The organism is Arthrobacter sp. R-11, from assembly GCF_049913155.1.
In the GTDB taxonomy this organism is placed as follows: Bacteria; Actinomycetota; Actinomycetes; order Actinomycetales; family Micrococcaceae; genus Arthrobacter.
The window spans coordinates 796,743-811,493 of record NZ_CP183979.1 but is presented as its reverse complement, the minus strand read 5'-3'; the positions used below and the strand labels follow the sequence as shown (position 1 = coordinate 811,493).

Genomic DNA, 14,751 nt, shown 5'->3' with positions numbered 1-14,751 from the left:
TCAGGGGCCGGGTCAGGCACGGTAGATGTTGATGGTGTTGCCCTGGATGATGTCCTTCTCGCCTGCGGCAACCATGGCTCCGCGCCTGCGGTCGTTCAGTTCGGAGGTGGTGAGGCGCAGTTCGAAGCGGGTGGTTCCCCCGCCGGCGGCCGGGCCGAGCTTGGGGAGCACGATCTTGGTGTCGTCCTTGTTGCCGTTCAGCACAATCAGGCCGCTGAAGCTGCCGTCGTCGGAACCGATCAGCAACTGGACCAGGCGCAGGGAGGGATCGTGCCAACGGGCGTCGGTCATCCGCTCGCCCTTTTCATCGAACCAGTCGATTCCGGCGATCTTCTCGGGGAAGTCCTCCGGCTGGGCCGCGAGGAATTCCTTGCGGATCCGGATGACCCGCTTGGTGCTGCGGAGCATCTCATGCGACTCGGGCGTCTGGGTCCAATCGATCCAGGTCAGGTTGTTGTCCTGGCAGTAGGCGTTGTTGTTGCCGTGCTGGGTCCTGCCGAGTTCGTCGCCTGCGGTGATCATGGGCACCCCAAGGGAAACCATCAGGGTGGTCATCAGGTTGCGGCGCGAGCGGGCCCGCTCGGCCACGATCGCTTCGTTTTCAGTGCGGCCCTCGAAGCCGTGATTGTAGCTGCGGTTGTCGCTGTGGCCGTCACGGTTCTGTTCCCCGTTGGCCTCGTTGTGCTTGCGGTCGTAGGACACGAGATCGGCCAGCGTGAAGCCGTCGTGCGCCGTGATGAAGTTCAGCGAGGCCAGGCGGGTCCGGCCCGAGGGGGCGAAGACGCTGGCGGAACCGCTCAGGGCGTCGGCGACAGCACCAATGTTCCCGGTGGGGAGTCCGGCCTCCGCGGCTGCGCGGTCCGAAAGCCAGAAACGCCGGACCTCGTCACGGAAGTGGTCGTTCCAGTCCACCCAGCCCTTGGGAAAGCCGCCGGTCTGCCAGCCGCCCCAGCCGACATCCCACGGCTCGGAGATCAGCTTCACCGAGGACAACACGGGATCCGCCTCGATGCGCTTGAGGAACGGGTGGTTGGCGTCGAATTCGTTGCGGGCGTTGCGGCACAGGGTGACGGCGAGATCAAAGCGGAAGCCGTCGATGTGGAATTCCTCCACCCAGTACCGCAGGGAATCGATGGCCAGGTCCACCACTCGCGGGTTGCTGAAATCCAGGGTATTCCCGCAGCCGGTGGTGTCCAGGTAGCGGCCGTGCGCGTCGTGGCGGTAGTACTGGTCTTCGCCCAAGCCGCGGAAGCTGATGACGTCCCCGTCCGGGCCGGCCTCGGCGGTGTGGTTGTAGACGACGTCGAGGATCACCTCAAGTCCTGCGGCGTGCAGGAGCTTGACCATGCCCTTGAATTCGTCCTGGACCGCGTGCGGGCCGGCTTCCTGGGCGCTGCGCGTGGCGTAGTCCGGGTGCGGCGCGAAGAAAGCGGCCGTGTTGTAGCCCCAGTAGTTGGTCAGGCCAAGATACTGAAGGTGCTGCTCATCCGTGTGGAAATGCACCGGAAGCAGTTGGATTGCGGTGACGCCAAGGGACTGGAAATGCTCGATCATGGCCGGGTGCGCCATGCCGGCGTAGGTGCCACGCAGGTGCTCGGGGATGTCCGGATGCAGCATGCTCTGGCCGCGGACGTGGGTCTCGTAGACTATGGTGTCGCGCCACGGGGTGCGCACCGGCTGGTCGTTGCCCCAGTCGAAGGCTGTGTCCATGTGCACGCTGCTGAGGAACTCGCCGTGCTGGTGGACCGCCCGGCCGTAAGGGTCGAGAAGCAGCTGCGGGGCGTCGTCGGCGTCGAAATCGCCGGTCGGAAGGGAAACCGGGAGGGTTTCAACCCCTTCCTGGGCGGCGCGGAAGCCGTAGCGGGTGCCGGGGGGCATGCCGTCGACAATGCCAAAATGCACTCCGTCTGCCTTGTTCGGAAGGGTACGGACGCGCCACGAACCGCCCGGCTCCTTGAAGGCGAGTTCAACATGCTCGAGCCCGGGGGCCCAGACCGCGACGTTGACCAGGTCCGGAGCGGACAGCTCCGCACCTGAAATCCCAGGCCGCGGGACACTCACACCGAGGGGCGTCGGACACGCGGCGTCTACGGTGGCTGCGGTATCAAAAATCGGCATAACCATCGCCTAAAAGCTTAGCTCTCGGCGAGTAAAGCCGTATGAAATCGCCGTTCTATTGCGGATTCCGCCTGATCCGGCCGCCCCGGCATACTGGACATGTCCGCTCTTTGGAGGTGCACATGCGCATTGCGCTCGCTCAGATCATCACCGGCCGCGACCTCGCGGCCAATCTGGAACAGCTTGAAGACTACGCCCGCCAGGCCAAGGATGGGGGTGCCGGCCTGGTGGTCTTCCCGGAGGCAACGATGCGTGCCTTCGGGAACTCGCTGACCGACATCGCCGAGGATGTCGACGGGCCATGGGCGAGGCGCGTCCGCCGGATCGCCGCCGAACTGGGGATCGTCGTCGTGGCCGGGATGTTCACCCCAGGGCGCGCCGCGGACGGCAGCAGCAACGGCAAGGTCCGGAACACCCTCCTGGCCACCGGGCCTGGCGTTGAGGCCAGCTACGACAAGATCCATCTTTTCGACGCCTTCGGTTTCGCGGAGTCCGACACCGTGGACCCCGGGACCGCCCCGGTGACGTTCGACGCCGGCGGCCTCACCTTCGGGCTGGCCACCTGTTACGACATCCGTTTCCCGGCCCTTTTCACTGCCAACGCAGCACGCGGCGCCTTGGTGAACATCGTGTCCGCCTCCTGGGGTTCCGGTCCGGGCAAGGTCGATCAGTGGCAGCTGCTGGCCCGTGCCCGGGCGGTGGACACCACGACTTTCGTCCTCGCCTGCGGTCAGGGCGACCCGGCCACGCAGGGAGTAGAGCCAAAGGGAGCGGCCCCCACCGGCGTCGGGCATTCGATGGTGGTCTCCCCGTTCGGCGAGGTCCTGGAAAGCCTCGACGGCGCCCCGGGCCTGCTCTTCGCAGACCTGGACCCCGCGGTAGTAGAAGAAGCCCGCAAAAAGCTCCCAGTCCTAGCCAACCGTCGCGATTTCTAAAGAAAAACAGCAACGCTCCCTGCACGAAGGTGAAGGAAGCGTTGCTATAAAGGACGGCGAGCTGAGCACAAGCTGTCGCGAGTCCTTTGCAAAGGAGCGCATCGCAACGCATCGGACGGCGGAGGTCGCCCAGCGACCGTAGTCGTCCCCTTGCGTTGTGTCTAAGCGACGTCAAAGGGCTCGCGTCAGCGAACCCAGCGACGAAGCAGGTGCCTACTTAGCTGCCCGCTGCCGGGAGACTTCGTACAGGGAGATGCCCACCGCCATGGATGCGTTCAGCGATTCCATGGCCGAGTCGATCGGGATCGAGACGATCTGGTCGCAGTTCTCGCGGACGAGCCGGCTGAGGCCCTTGCCTTCGGAACCGACCACGATGCAGACCGGCTCGGTGGCCAAGGTGAGGTCCGGCAGGGAGACGTCGCCACCGCCGTCGAGACCCAGCACGTAGATGCCCATCTCCTTGAACTGGTTCAGGGCATTGTTCAGGTTCGACGCACGGGCCACCGGAACGCGGACCGCGGCACCGGCACTGGTCTTCCAGGCGGAGGCGGTGACGCCGACGGAGCGGCGCTCGGGGACGATCACGCCGTGGCCGCTGAAAGCGGAAACCGAACGGATGATGGCGCCCAGGTTGCGGGGGTCGGTGATGCCGTCGAGCGCGACGAAAAGCGGGGCGTTGGCGATGTGCCCCTTCTTCCATTTGGCGACGGTTTCTTCGGCAAGGTCGTACGCGTCTTCGTACTCGTACGGCGGGATCTGCAGGACGAGGCCCTGGTGCACGGCGTCGTCGGTCATCCGGTCAAGTTCTGGCTTGCCGGTTTCCAGCAGCGGAATACCGCGTTCGGCGGCGATCTTGAGGGATTCGCGGACGCGCTCGTCCACGTCGATGCGGATGGCGACGTGCAGCGCCTTGGCGGGGATACCCGCACGCAGGGCCTCGACGACGGAGTTGCGGCCGGTCACGACCTCTTCGGTGGCGCGACCCTTGGGGCCGGAGCGGGCACCCTGGCCCGGGCGTGCGGTGTCGCGCTTGGCGGCCGAACGCTCGGCGAGCTGCTTGTTCTTGAAGGCCTTGTGGTACACGCGGTCTTCCGCCTTGGGCGTGGGGCCCTTGCCTTCCAGTGCCTTCCGACCGTGGCCGCCGGTTCCGACGGAGGGGCCTTTCTTCTTCTTGACCGCCCGGCGACCGTTGTTGGCCATGGTTGTTTCCACCCTTGTTTGAATTGATGAGTCTGCAGACAAGTCTACTGAACCCCTGCAATTCGGCTGCAGGGGCCGGTTGTCCGATGCCGGGTCAGTCGCGCTTCAGGCTCCAGCTGGCGCCGTCGGCGCTGTCTTCGACGACGATGCCCGCAGCCGCGAGGGTGTCCCGGATGGCATCCGAGGCGGCCCAGTCCTTGTTGGCGCGCGCCTGCGCGCGGGCTTCCAGCTGCGCTTCCACGAGAACCTTGAGCGCCTCGTTGGCGTGTCCGTCCTGTGCCGGGGCGGCGGCGTCACTGATGCCCAGGACCCGCAGCATGTCCGTGACGGACACCAGGGCCTGCCGTGCGGCGTCGAGCTCTCCGGCGGTGAGGGCGGCATTGCCGGCGCGCACGGTGTCGTGGAGCACCGCCAGGGCCTGCGGCACGTTGAGGTCGTCGTCCATCGCAGCTTCGAAGGCCTCCGGCACCCGGCCGTGGCTCGCGGACAGCAGGGTGCCGTCGGCGGACGCCAGCATCCGGGCGGCACGGCTGATGAAGCCATCAATGCGTTCGACGGCGGCAGCCGCCTCCTGCAGCGACGTCGGCCGGTAATCCAGCACCGAGCGGTAGTGCGCCTGGCCAAGGTAGTAGCGGACCACCTGGGGCGACGCGAGGTCGAGCATCTCGGCGGGGCTGATGGTGTTGCCGACCGACTTGGACATCTTCTCGCCCTCGTAGGTGACCATGCCGTTGTGCATCCAGAAGTTCGCGAAGCCGTCCCCTGCTGCCTGGGACTGGGCCATCTCGTTTTCGTGGTGCGGGAAGCGCAGGTCCAGGCCGCCGCCGTGGATGTCGAAGCGGTCGCCGAGGTATTTGGTAACCATGGCCGAGCACTCCAGGTGCCAGCCGGGGCGTCCGGCGCCCCAAGGCGAGGCCCAGCTGGCGGTTTCCGGGTCCGCGTCCTTGTGGCCCTTCCACAGGGCGAAGTCACGGGGATCCTTCTTGCCGCGGGGGTCGGCGTCCGGTGCGGCCTGCATGTCATCGATGTTCTGCCGGGTCAGGGAACCGTACTTGCTCCAGGAACGGACGTCGAAGTACACGTCGCCCGAATCGTCCAGCGCGGGATAGGCGTGGCCGCGATCGATCAGCCGCTGGACCAGCGCGTGCATTTCCGGGATGTGGCCGGTGGCGCGGGGCTCGTAGGTGGGCCGCTGCACGCCGAGGACCTCGTAGGCCTTCTCGAACTCCTGCTCGTAGCGGTAGGCAAGGGCCCACCATTCCTCGGCGTATTTGGCGGTGGGCTCTTCGGACCAGTCTTCGGTGAAGGACTGGGCGGACTTGGCGAGGATCTTGTCGTCGATGTCGGTGACGTTGCGGACGACAGTGACGCGCAGGCCGCGGTATTCGAGCCAGCGGGTCAGCTGGTCGAAAGCGATTGCGGACCGCACGTGCCCGACGTGCGGCATGCCCTGCACGGTGGCACCGCAGTAGTAGACGCTGGCCTTTCCGGCTTCGAGGGGGACGAAGTCGCGGACTTCGGCGGAGGCGGTGTCGTAAAAGCGCAGGGTCACCGCTCCAGATTATCCGATGGACCCGTCTTCCGACGGGAGTCCGTCCACGGGGTAGACAAGCGCCGTTGCGACGGCGGAGATGCCCTCGCCGCGCCCCGTGAAGCCGAGACCGTCACTGGTGGTCGCCGTGACGCTGACCGGGGCTCCGACGGCGGCACTGAGCACCCGCTGGGATTCCTCGCGCCGCGGTCCGAACTTGGGACGGTTGGCGACGAACTGCACCGCGATGTTGCCGACCTCAAAGCCCGCCGCGCGCACGATGCGTGCGGCCTCACCCAGCAGCGTGGCACCGGACGCGCCGGCGTATTCGGGCCGGTCGGTGCCGAAATGCGTTCCGAGGTCGCCGATTCCGCAGGCCGAGAAGAGTGCGTCCGCCGCGGCATGGGCGACGCAGTCGCCGTCGGAATGGCCGGACAGCCCGCGTTCGCCTTCCCAGAACAGGCCGCCCAGCCATAAGGGCTGCGGATCGTCCTCGGCAGCATAGGCGTGTACGTCCACCCCGATGCCGGTACGCGGCAGGATCACCGGTCCTCCCGGGTTCATCAGCCCTCCACCCAGCGCATGCCAAGCGGCCCCTCGAGCAGGCCTTCGGCAATGATCAGGTCCAGCGGAGTGGTGATCTTGAGGGACTGGCTCGCTCCCTGCACCACATGCACCGGCGTGCCGAGAAGCTCCACCAGCATGGCGTCGTCGGTGACCGCGGCGGAACGGGCGGCATCGAAGGATTCGGCTGCCGCATGGGCCTGGAGCAGGGTCTCGAAGTCGAAGCCCTGGGGTGTCTGCACGGCGCGGAGATGTTCGCGGGGCGCGGTGCCGGTGACCAGTTCCGGGGCTATCGCGGCGTCGCCGCCTTCGGTTTCGACGACGGTCTTCACCGTGTCCACAACCGGCGTTGCCGGGATGACGGCCTTGGCGCCGGCGGCCAGGGCCTCGGACACGCGGTGGAAGACACGTTCCGGGGCGAGGGCGCGGGCCGCATCGTGGACCAGCACCCAGCGGGTCCCCTCCAGGACGGCGCCCAGCGCCGCCCGCACGGACTCCGAACGCGTGGATCCGCCGTCGACGACGCTGAGCAGGGGCCCGTCGGCGCCGTTCTCCGCAGCGAACTCCTCGCACAGCGCCCGCAACTCGCTGTCCCCTTCCGGGACGGCAACGCAGATTTGCCGGGCAACACCGGCGGCGGCGACGCCGCGCAGCGCGTGGGTCAGGATCGCCTCCCCACCAAGGGGCACTTTCGCCTTGGGGATGCCGTACCCGAGCCGCTGGCCTGATCCTGCAGCCACGACGACGACGGCAGTTGCCCCGTGCTGGGATGGTGTAATCATGCGCCCAAGCCTACGTGAGAGGGCAAAAAGAAACCCCGGCGGCACCGTGGGTGCCGCCGGGGTTCAATTCTCAGGAAGCCAGAACCTCGTCGAGAACGCTTGCTGCTTTCTCTTCGTCGGTCTTTTCCGCCAAAGCCAATTCCGAAATCAGAATCTGCCGGGCCTTGGCCAACATCCGCTTTTCACCTGCTGACAGGCCTCGATCGTGATCACGGCGCCAAAGGTCACGGACGACCTCTGCGACCTTGATGACGTCACCGGAAGCAAGCTTCTCCAGGTTTGCCTTGTAACGACGCGACCAGTTGGTGGGTTCCTCGGTGAACTCGGCGCGAAGGACGTCGAAAACGTGCTCCAGGCCTTCCTTGCCCACTACGTCACGAACCCCAACAAGGTCAACGTTCTCTGCTGGAACTTCAATGGTCAGATCACCCTGAGCCACCTTGAGCTTGAGATACATTTTCTCTTCGCCCTTGATGGTGCGCATCTTGATTTCCTCAATTTTTGCTGCACCGTGGTGAGGGTAAACTACTGTCTCGCCGACCTCAAAAACCATGTGGACTTTCCCCTTTCCCGCAGACCAGTTTATCACGTTTAAGGCATACGACTGGCCCGGGGTGCGGTCGGGAACCCCGGAATCACGCGGAAATCGGCCAATTTGCCCCTGGCGAACCCCCTTGACGAACGCGTCCAAAAGTGCATGCGGGAGGGTGGCGGGGATCCCGGCCGCTCGCTGGGACGGCAGCCACATTGCGCGCACGAATCCTTGTTTCACTTGGTTTGCCGATAGGCTATGCCTGAAAAGTGTTCCAATGACTCTTAGAGGAGTACGTGTCGTGCGCAATACTGCGATGAACCGTGTCCAGCGCGGCAAGCTGGCCATGGCGGCTGTGGCCATCGGTGCCGGCCTTCTGTCCGTAACGGGTTGCGGCTACATCAACGCCCAGCAGACCAGCCACCAGTACGCAGCCTCTGACGGAGTCAAAGCAGACCTCGGATCGCTGCAGCTGCGCAACATCGTGATTGTCTCCGCTGGCGCAGACAAGCCGGGCCGCGTGATCGGTGCCGTATTCAACCAGTCCTCCAGCGACGCAACCCTGGTGATCGACGGCGCCAACGGTGCCCAGACCAGCATCCCGGTGAAGGCGAAGTCGCAGACCTACCTCAACGAGGACAGCGACGCCGCGGTCCTGAGCAGCACCGGCGGAGCTCCCGGTTCGCTGGTAACCGTCTCCATCTCCTCCGGTTCCGCGTCCTCCAAGCTCAAGGTCCCGGTGATGGACGGCTCCCTGGTTGAATACCAGAAGTACCTCCCGGCCGGCGCAACGCCGACAGCGACCCCGGGTTCCACCTCCACCGAGGGCGCCCATGAGAGCGACCACGCGACTGAGCCGACAGCGACGCCGAGCGAGTCGGGCCACTAAGGCCTTCCGCCGGCCCTGGCGGACAGAAAAGGAGGGCCTCCCGCGGGAGGCCCTCCTTTTTGCGTGTCCGTAGTGGGTGCCCTACGGCTTAGGGCTCGAACTTGTAGCCGAGACCGCGCACCGTCACGAGGTACCGCGGCGCCGAAGGATCGGGTTCAATCTTGCCTCGCAGTCGCTTCACGTGGACGTCCAGGGTCTTGGTGTCGCCGACGTAGTCGGAGCCCCAAACCCGGTCGATGAGCTGGCCGCGGGTCAACACCCGGCCCGAATTCCGCAGGAGCATTTCCAGGAGTTCGAACTCCTTCAGCGGCAGCGCCACCTGCTCGCCGTTGACGCTGACGACATGCCGTTCGATGTCCATGCGCACGGGCCCGGCCTGCACCGTTGAGGTGATGAGCTCTTCGGGTTCGCCCTGCCTGCGGAGCACGGCGCGCACCCTGGCCACGAGTTCGCGTGAGGAGTAGGGCTTGGTGACGTAGTCGTCGGCGCCGAGCTCCAGGCCTACCACCTTGTCGATTTCGGAGTCCTTGGCGGTCAGCATGATGACCGGCACACTCGAACGTTGGCGCAGCTGGCGGCAGACCTCGGTTCCCGGCGTGCCAGGAAGCTGGAGGTCCAGCAGCACGAGGTCGGCACCGTTGCGGTCGAATTCCACGAGGGCATCGCTGCCGTTGTCCACCACCTGGACGTCGAAGCCTTCCTTGCCCAGCAAATAGGACAAGGGATCGCTGAAGGACTCCTCGTCCTCCACAATAAGTATCCTGCTCAAGCACTTGCTCCTTGCTCATGGGCGCTTGGCGCGCCCGCGGTCTGAATCGCGCCGCGCGGGGCTGCCCCGGCGTCGTCGGCGTCGTGGCCCTCAAGCTCAGGCAGCCGGATGGTGAAGGTGGACCCCTGGCCGGGCTGGGACCACAAGGTCACTTCGCCGCCGTGGTTGGACACCACGTGCTTGACGATGCTGAGGCCCAGGCCCGTGCCGCCGGTCTGCCGTGACCGGGCGGCATCCACCCGGTAAAAGCGCTCGAAGACCCGCTCCTGTTCCTCGGGGCTGATACCCTCGCCCTGGTCCGTGACGGAAATGGCGACGACGCCTTCCTTCGCCCGGACCCCGACACCCACCCGGGTGTTCTCAGGCGAATAGCGGATCGCGTTGTCGATGAGGTTCCGCAGGGCGGTCACCAGAAGATCCTGGTCGCCGAAGACCTGGGACTCGCAACGCCCGCCCACCACGATGGTGATGTTCTTGCTTTCAGCCGGAAGCTGGGAACGGTCCACGGCTTCGGCCACCACTTTGTTGATGTCCACGGCATGCCCCTGCTGGGCCACGTTGGCGCCCTGCAAGCGGGAAAGCTCGATGATGTCCTGCACCAGGGCGGCCAGGCGGCCGGACTCCTTGTGCATGCGCCGGGCGAAACGGCGGACGGCTTCTTCGTCGTCGGGACTGGCCTCAAGTGCTTCCGCCAGCAAAGAGATTGCGCCCACCGGAGTCTTCAGCTCGTGCGAGACGTTCGCGACGAAGTCGTTGCGGATCTCCTCGGTGCGGGTGATTTCGGTGCGGTCGTCGGCAAGCAGCACAATGTACTCCCAGCCGAGCATGGCCGCCCGGACCTGGACCACGATGCTGCCCTTGCCCATGGGGCCGCGGGGAAGTTCGAGGGTTTCCTCCAGGATGACGCCGTCGCGGCGGACCTTCGCGGTCATGTCCAGCAGCTGCTTGTGGACAATGGTGTGCCCGCGTACCAGCCCGTAGGCGTAGGCGGCCGGACTGGCCCGGACAACGCCGTCGATCGCGTCAACCACCACGAACGCTCGCCCGACGACGGAGAGGACTTCCGCGGCGCCTTCCGGCAGGAGCGGCTCGTCGATGTCGACATCGGTGATGGTGCGCTGCCGCTCGCTGAGCCTGAAGGCGAGCACGCCCAAGACACCGCAGGACAAGCCGACAAGGCCTGCGATGACACCGACGAGCACTGGATCCACGCATCCAGCATATGCGTTCAAAACACGGCGATTCCGGCTTGCGCAGCCAAACAGGCCTGGTTCAACTAACGTTCATCTAAAGATGCGCAGCCGTTCACCGCGCGCTGCCACCCTTGCTGGTTGGACCACACAGCAGTGCGCGCCGCCCAGGCGCCCAGCATGGATGTACTGCACGAATGTACTGCAGAGATGTACAGAGAGAGGACGCCACGTGCGCAAGGTTTTTCAGGAGGAACTCACCCAGGTGGGCGAAGACCTCATCGAGATCTCAAAGCTGGTCACGGAGGCGATCCGGAACGCAACCACCGCGTTCGAGGGTGCCGACGTGGACCTGGCACAGGATGTCATCGCGGCCGATGCCCGGATCGACTTCCTGCAGAACAGCCTGGACGAGCGGGCCATCGATATCCTCGCACTGCAGGGGCCGGTGGCCAGCGACCTGCGCATGATCGTGGGTTCGCTGCGGATGAGCGCCTCGCTGGAGCGCATGGGCGACCTCGCCCGCCACGTGGCACAGCTCGCCCGCCTGCGCTTCCCGGCCACGGTCATCCCGGAAGCCCTGACCGCGACCTTCAAGGAAATGGCGCAGCTCGACCTCGAAATCAGCCTCAAGGTCACCCAATTGCTCGAAACCCGGGACCTTGAGGTCGCCCGGGACATCCTCAAGCTGAACATCGCCCTCGATGACCTGCACCTGAGCGTGTTCAGGACGATCGCCGAGCCTTCCTGGCAAGAGACGCCGTCGACCACCGTGGACGTCGCCCTGGCGAGCCGCTACTTCGAACGCTTCGCCGACCACGGTGTTTCGGTTGCCCGCAAGGTCAGCTACCTCGTCACCGGCGAATGGCAGCCGGAAGGCTTCTGACGCTTCCTTAAACAAACGACGTCGGCCGCTTACCTCGCGAGGTAAGCGGCCGACGTCGTTAAACCAGAGCGGATCTTTACTTTTTGCCCTGGGCGGCGACGGCCTTGATGGACTCGGCAGCGGCCTCGGGGTCAAGGTAGGTACCGCCGCGGTTGATCGGCTGGAAGTCCTCGTCCAGTTCGTACACCAGCGGGATGCCGGTGGGGATGTTCAGGCCGGCGATGTCCTCGTCGCCGATGCCGTCGAGGTGCTTGACGAGAGCGCGAAGGGAGTTGCCGTGGGCGGTGACCAGAACGGTCTTGCCAGCCTTGAGGTCTTCCTTGATGTCCGATTCCCAGTACGGCAGCAGGCGCACGAGGACGTCCTTGAGGCACTCGGTACGCGGCAGTGCGTCGCCCAGGCCGTCGTAGCGGGGGTCGTTGGCCTGCGAGAACTCGCTGTCATCCGAGAGGGGGGGCGGCGGGGTGTCGTAGCTGCGGCGCCATTCCATGAACTGCTCTTCACCGAACTCGGCGAGGGTCTGGGCCTTGTCCTTGCCCTGCAGGGCGCCGTAGTGGCGCTCGTTCAGCCGCCAGTCACGCTTGACCGGGATCCAGCCGCGGTCGGCCTTGTCCAGGGCGATGTTGGCGGTGTTGATCGCACGCCTGAGCAGCGAGGTGTAGAGGATGTCCGGGAGAACATTGTTCTCAACCAGGAGCTCCCCGCCGCGGGCTGCTTCCGCACGGCCTTGGTCGTTCAGGTCGACGTCCACCCAGCCGGTGAACAGGTTCTTGGCGTTCCAGTCGCTGTGGCCGTGGCGCAGCAGAATCAGCTTGTAAGTCATGGTCCACATCCTATCCGAGCGGCACGCGGCGTTGCCGGGCGTTACGCCCGACGGCGGCAGTCCTGGCCAGGTGCTCAGGTTAACCTTGGAGGGTGGTCCAGAAAGCGGAGCGGGTAACAGGCAGGCATGGCAAGCCGGTAGGCAACATCACCCGCGGCACCACGAATCCCAACCGCATGCGCCGCCTGGACCGTTGGCTGGCCGGACCGCAGGCCTGGCGGTTGCGCGCCGCCGTCGACCCCTTGGTGGTGGACCTGGGCTACGGCGCCTCGCCGGCCACCGCCGTCGAACTCTTCGAACGGCTGCGGGCCGTGCGTCCCGACGTCCGGGTGTGCGGGATCGAGATCGAGCCCGAGCGCGTGCGACTGGCCAAGGAACTGGAGCGGCCCGGCCTGAGCTTCCACCTCGGCGGATTCGAACTGCCGGTTCCCGGAAAGCCGGTGCTGGTGCGCGCCTTCAACGTCCTGCGACAGTACGAGGAAGACGATGTGGCGGCGATCTGGGACCTCGTGTGCTCGCGCCTGGCCCCGGGCGGGCTGTTCATCGACGGCACCTGCGACGAGATCGGCCGGCGCGTGAGCTGGGTGGCGCTCGGTGCCGGCGGACCGTTGAGCTTGAGCTTCTCGGTGCGTTTCGGCAGCTTCGAACTGCCCTCCGACATCGCCGAACGGCTGCCCAAAGCCCTTATTCACCGCAACATCCCGGGGGAACGGATCCATGCCCTTCTGCAGGCCATGGACCAGGCCTGGCTGGCGGCCGCTCCCATGGCGTCCTTCGGCAAACGTCAACGCTGGACGGCAATGTGCCTTGCGCTACGCGAGGCCGGCTGGCCGGTCCAGGACGGGCCGGCACGCTGGCGGCTGGGCGAGCTGACCGTGGACTGGATGGCTGTGGCCCCGCCTAGCGGCGGTTACCAGCCTAGGGGTTACCAGCCGTAGGGACCCTGCCCGTAGGGGCCTTGACTGCGGCCGCTGTTGCCGATTTCGCGCAGGGCCGGGCGGACGTCGGCCAGGTAGACGCTGGCGGCGGTGACGGCCGCGATACCGAAGAGGCTCAGGCTGGAGCCGCCGAGAAAGACGGAAAAGGCGCCGATGGCTGCGGAGATGCCGGTGATGGCGAGCCAGAAAGTCTTGGTGCGCTTGAACGCAGCCTCAAACTGGGCGGGCTTGTAGCGCAGGCAGTCCACCAGCGCCCACAGCTCCAGCCCGAAGGCGATCAAACCCAGGATGAAATAGATTCCAGCCTGGATGGTCCCGATCAAGAATTTTCCGTCCACTGGCCCATGCTATCCCTCAAGGGAAGCCAGCGCTTGCTCCAGGTCCGCCCACAGGTCCTCGACGTTCTCGATGCCCACGCTCATCCGGACCAGGTTTTCCGGGACGCTTTCCGGTTCGGCCGAGTGCCGGCGCCGGCGTTCGATGAGGGATTCGACGCCGCCCAGGGACGTCGCCGGAATCCAGAGGCGCAGGGCCCTGACGAGTTCGTCCGCGGCCTCGGCTCCGCTCCGGGAAGCGTCGCCGGCCATCTGGATGCAGAGGATGGAACCGAAACCCTTCATCTGCTTGCTGGCGCGCTCGTGGCCGGGGTCGTCCGGCAGGCCGGGGAAACGGATGCTTTCCACCCGCGGATGGTCCTTCAGCCTGTCCGCAAGGACAGCGGCCGACGCCTGCGAGCGCTCCACCCGCAGCGCGAGCGTGCGCAGCCCCCGCAGCGCGAGCCAAGCTTCGAACGGCCCGGCGATGCCGCCGTGGATGGTGCGCTGGTGCAGCAGTTCGGCGCGGATCTCCGGGTTGGAAGTGACCAGGGCGCCGAGGACGACATCGGAATGCCCGGCGAGGTATTTGGTGACCGAGTGGAGCACGACGTCGGAGCCCAGGGTGAGCGGCTGCTGCACCAGGGGCGTGGAGAAGGTGTTGTCGGTGACGACAACCGCCCCGGCGGCATGTGCCGCGTCCGTGAGGGCCCGGACGTCAGCGATGCCGAGCATCGGGTTGGTCGGGCTTTCCATCCAGAGCATGTCCGCGGCCTTGCCGTCCACGGGAGCGAGTTCGGCTATTACCGCGTCGGTGTCCGCGATGTCCACGGTGCGCAGTTCGAGGTGTCCCTTGGCGGCGAGTTCCGAGGCCATCACGAGCGAGCCGGAGTAGCTGTGCGAAGGCATCACCAGCACACCGCCGGCCGGGATCAGGGACAGTGCCGAGCTGACCGCGGCGAGTCCCGAGGCGTAGAGCAGGCCGGGAAGCTCCGCGCCTTCCAGCTGGGCGAGGGCTTCCTCGAACGGGTCCCAGGTGGGGTTCGCGTACCGCCCGTAGCCGCGGTCGCCGTCGCCGAGCGCACCGGTCCCGAAATAGGTGGAGGACAGGACGATGGGCGGATTCACCGCTTCGTCGTGGGCGCGTTCGGGGCGGCCTGCCGCCACCACCACGGTATCGGCCGACAGTTCCGCCGCGTGCTCTCGGGAAAGACTCATGGCTAAAAGCGTAATGGCCCGGCCCGCCCCCGTCCCTTTACTGTCAGGGTTCCTCTGTAACC

General features: G+C 66.1%; 15 protein-coding genes. 4 read left to right on the top strand and 11 right to left on the bottom strand.

Going from position 1 to position 14,751, the window contains the following annotated elements:
- Positions 1-12: 12 nt before the first annotated feature.
- Complete coding sequence (glgX, locus tag ACN9M4_RS03715; RefSeq protein WP_426302225.1) at positions 13-2,124, bottom strand: glycogen debranching protein GlgX; 2,112 nt, start codon at positions 2,122-2,124, stop codon at positions 13-15.
- A 116-nt stretch (positions 2,125-2,240) separates the two neighbouring features.
- Between glgX and ACN9M4_RS03710 the strand changes: the two genes are divergently transcribed.
- On the top strand, positions 2,241-3,053 hold the full coding sequence (locus ACN9M4_RS03710) for a carbon-nitrogen hydrolase family protein (RefSeq protein WP_426302224.1): 813 nt from the start codon (positions 2,241-2,243) through the stop codon (positions 3,051-3,053).
- A 213-nt stretch (positions 3,054-3,266) separates the two neighbouring features.
- Here ACN9M4_RS03710 and rlmB read toward each other — a convergent pair whose 3' ends face one another.
- The 5 genes from rlmB to ACN9M4_RS03685 form a co-directional block, all read right to left on the bottom strand.
- The gene (rlmB, locus tag ACN9M4_RS03705) at positions 3,267-4,253 is read right to left on the bottom strand and encodes a 23S rRNA (guanosine(2251)-2'-O)-methyltransferase RlmB (protein ID WP_426302223.1); all 987 of its coding nucleotides are present in this window, start codon (positions 4,251-4,253) and stop codon (positions 3,267-3,269) included.
- 94 nt (positions 4,254-4,347) lie between these two features.
- Positions 4,348-5,805, bottom strand: a complete 1,458-nt coding sequence (gene cysS / locus ACN9M4_RS03700) for a cysteine--tRNA ligase (RefSeq protein WP_426302222.1) — start codon at positions 5,803-5,805, stop codon at positions 4,348-4,350.
- A 9-nt stretch (positions 5,806-5,814) separates the two neighbouring features.
- Entirely contained in the window at positions 5,815-6,348 is a 534-nt protein-coding gene (gene ispF, locus ACN9M4_RS03695; RefSeq protein WP_426302221.1) for a 2-C-methyl-D-erythritol 2,4-cyclodiphosphate synthase, read from the bottom strand.
- Positions 6,348-7,130 (bottom strand): 2-C-methyl-D-erythritol 4-phosphate cytidylyltransferase, encoded by a 783-nt coding sequence (gene ispD / locus ACN9M4_RS03690; protein WP_426302220.1) that lies wholly within the window; start codon positions 7,128-7,130, stop codon positions 6,348-6,350. Before ispD ends, ispF begins: the two co-directional genes overlap by 1 nt.
- A 70-nt stretch (positions 7,131-7,200) precedes the next feature.
- Entirely contained in the window at positions 7,201-7,683 is a 483-nt protein-coding gene (locus ACN9M4_RS03685) for a CarD family transcriptional regulator (protein WP_011690592.1), read from the bottom strand.
- 295 nt (positions 7,684-7,978) lie between these two features.
- On the opposite strand from ACN9M4_RS03685, the gene ACN9M4_RS03680 reads away from it, so the two are divergent.
- Positions 7,979-8,551 carry a hypothetical protein gene (locus tag ACN9M4_RS03680; protein ID WP_426303377.1) on the top strand — a complete coding sequence of 191 codons (573 nt, stop codon included), beginning with the start codon at positions 7,979-7,981 and terminating at the stop codon, positions 8,549-8,551.
- A gap of 88 nt (positions 8,552-8,639) precedes the next feature.
- Here ACN9M4_RS03680 and ACN9M4_RS03675 read toward each other — a convergent pair whose 3' ends face one another.
- Positions 8,640-9,320, bottom strand: a complete 681-nt coding sequence (locus ACN9M4_RS03675) for a winged helix-turn-helix domain-containing protein (RefSeq protein WP_426302219.1) — start codon at positions 9,318-9,320, stop codon at positions 8,640-8,642.
- Entirely contained in the window at positions 9,317-10,522 is a 1,206-nt protein-coding gene (locus ACN9M4_RS03670) for a sensor histidine kinase (protein ID WP_426303376.1), read from the bottom strand. The genes ACN9M4_RS03675 and ACN9M4_RS03670 overlap by 4 nt, the downstream gene beginning before the upstream one ends.
- A gap of 220 nt (positions 10,523-10,742) precedes the next feature.
- Here ACN9M4_RS03670 and phoU point away from each other — a divergent pair, with 220 nt between their 5' ends.
- Entirely contained in the window at positions 10,743-11,396 is a 654-nt protein-coding gene (phoU, locus tag ACN9M4_RS03665) for a phosphate signaling complex protein PhoU (RefSeq protein ID WP_426302218.1), read from the top strand.
- Positions 11,397-11,472: 76 nt separating this feature from the next.
- Here phoU and ACN9M4_RS03660 read toward each other — a convergent pair whose 3' ends face one another.
- Complete coding sequence (locus tag ACN9M4_RS03660; RefSeq protein WP_426302217.1) at positions 11,473-12,219, bottom strand: phosphoglyceromutase; 747 nt, start codon at positions 12,217-12,219, stop codon at positions 11,473-11,475.
- Between the two features lie 92 nt (positions 12,220-12,311).
- Here ACN9M4_RS03660 and ACN9M4_RS03655 point away from each other — a divergent pair, with 92 nt between their 5' ends.
- A complete protein-coding gene (locus ACN9M4_RS03655; RefSeq protein ID WP_426302216.1) occupies positions 12,312-13,157 on the top strand; it encodes a class I SAM-dependent methyltransferase in 846 nt (281 codons plus the stop codon).
- Here ACN9M4_RS03655 and ACN9M4_RS03650 read toward each other — a convergent pair.
- Together ACN9M4_RS03650 and ACN9M4_RS03645 are read right to left on the bottom strand one after the other, a co-directional pair.
- Entirely contained in the window at positions 13,145-13,495 is a 351-nt protein-coding gene (locus ACN9M4_RS03650; RefSeq protein ID WP_426302215.1) for a DUF2516 family protein, read from the bottom strand. The two genes, ACN9M4_RS03655 and ACN9M4_RS03650, sit on opposite strands and share 13 nt — an antisense overlap.
- Before the next feature lie 9 nt (positions 13,496-13,504).
- Positions 13,505-14,689, bottom strand: coding sequence for a trans-sulfuration enzyme family protein (locus tag ACN9M4_RS03645; protein ID WP_426302214.1), 1,185 nt, complete (start codon positions 14,687-14,689; stop codon positions 13,505-13,507).
- Positions 14,690-14,751 lie beyond the last annotated feature (62 nt).

What these genes read in the sequence shown, in the direction of transcription:
- glgX (WP_426302225.1), bottom strand. Translation starts at nt 2,124, where the DNA reads ATGGTTATGCCGATTTTTGATACCGCAGCCACCGTAGACGCCGCGTGT.
- ACN9M4_RS03710 (WP_426302224.1), top strand. Translation starts at nt 2,241, where the DNA reads ATGCGCATTGCGCTCGCTCAGATCATCACCGGCCGCGACCTCGCGGCC.
- rlmB (WP_426302223.1), bottom strand. Translation starts at nt 4,253, where the DNA reads ATGGCCAACAACGGTCGCCGGGCGGTCAAGAAGAAGAAAGGCCCCTCC.
- ispF (WP_426302221.1), bottom strand. Translation starts at nt 6,348, where the DNA reads ATGAACCCGGGAGGACCGGTGATCCTGCCGCGTACCGGCATCGGGGTG.
- ispD (WP_426302220.1), bottom strand. Translation starts at nt 7,130, where the DNA reads ATGATTACACCATCCCAGCACGGGGCAACTGCCGTCGTCGTCGTGGCT.
- ACN9M4_RS03685 (WP_011690592.1), bottom strand. Translation starts at nt 7,683, where the DNA reads ATGGTTTTTGAGGTCGGCGAGACAGTAGTTTACCCTCACCACGGTGCA.
- ACN9M4_RS03680 (WP_426303377.1), top strand. Translation starts at nt 7,979, where the DNA reads ATGAACCGTGTCCAGCGCGGCAAGCTGGCCATGGCGGCTGTGGCCATC.
- ACN9M4_RS03660 (WP_426302217.1), bottom strand. Translation starts at nt 12,219, where the DNA reads ATGACTTACAAGCTGATTCTGCTGCGCCACGGCCACAGCGACTGGAAC.
- ACN9M4_RS03645 (WP_426302214.1), bottom strand. Translation starts at nt 14,689, where the DNA reads ATGAGTCTTTCCCGAGAGCACGCGGCGGAACTGTCGGCCGATACCGTG.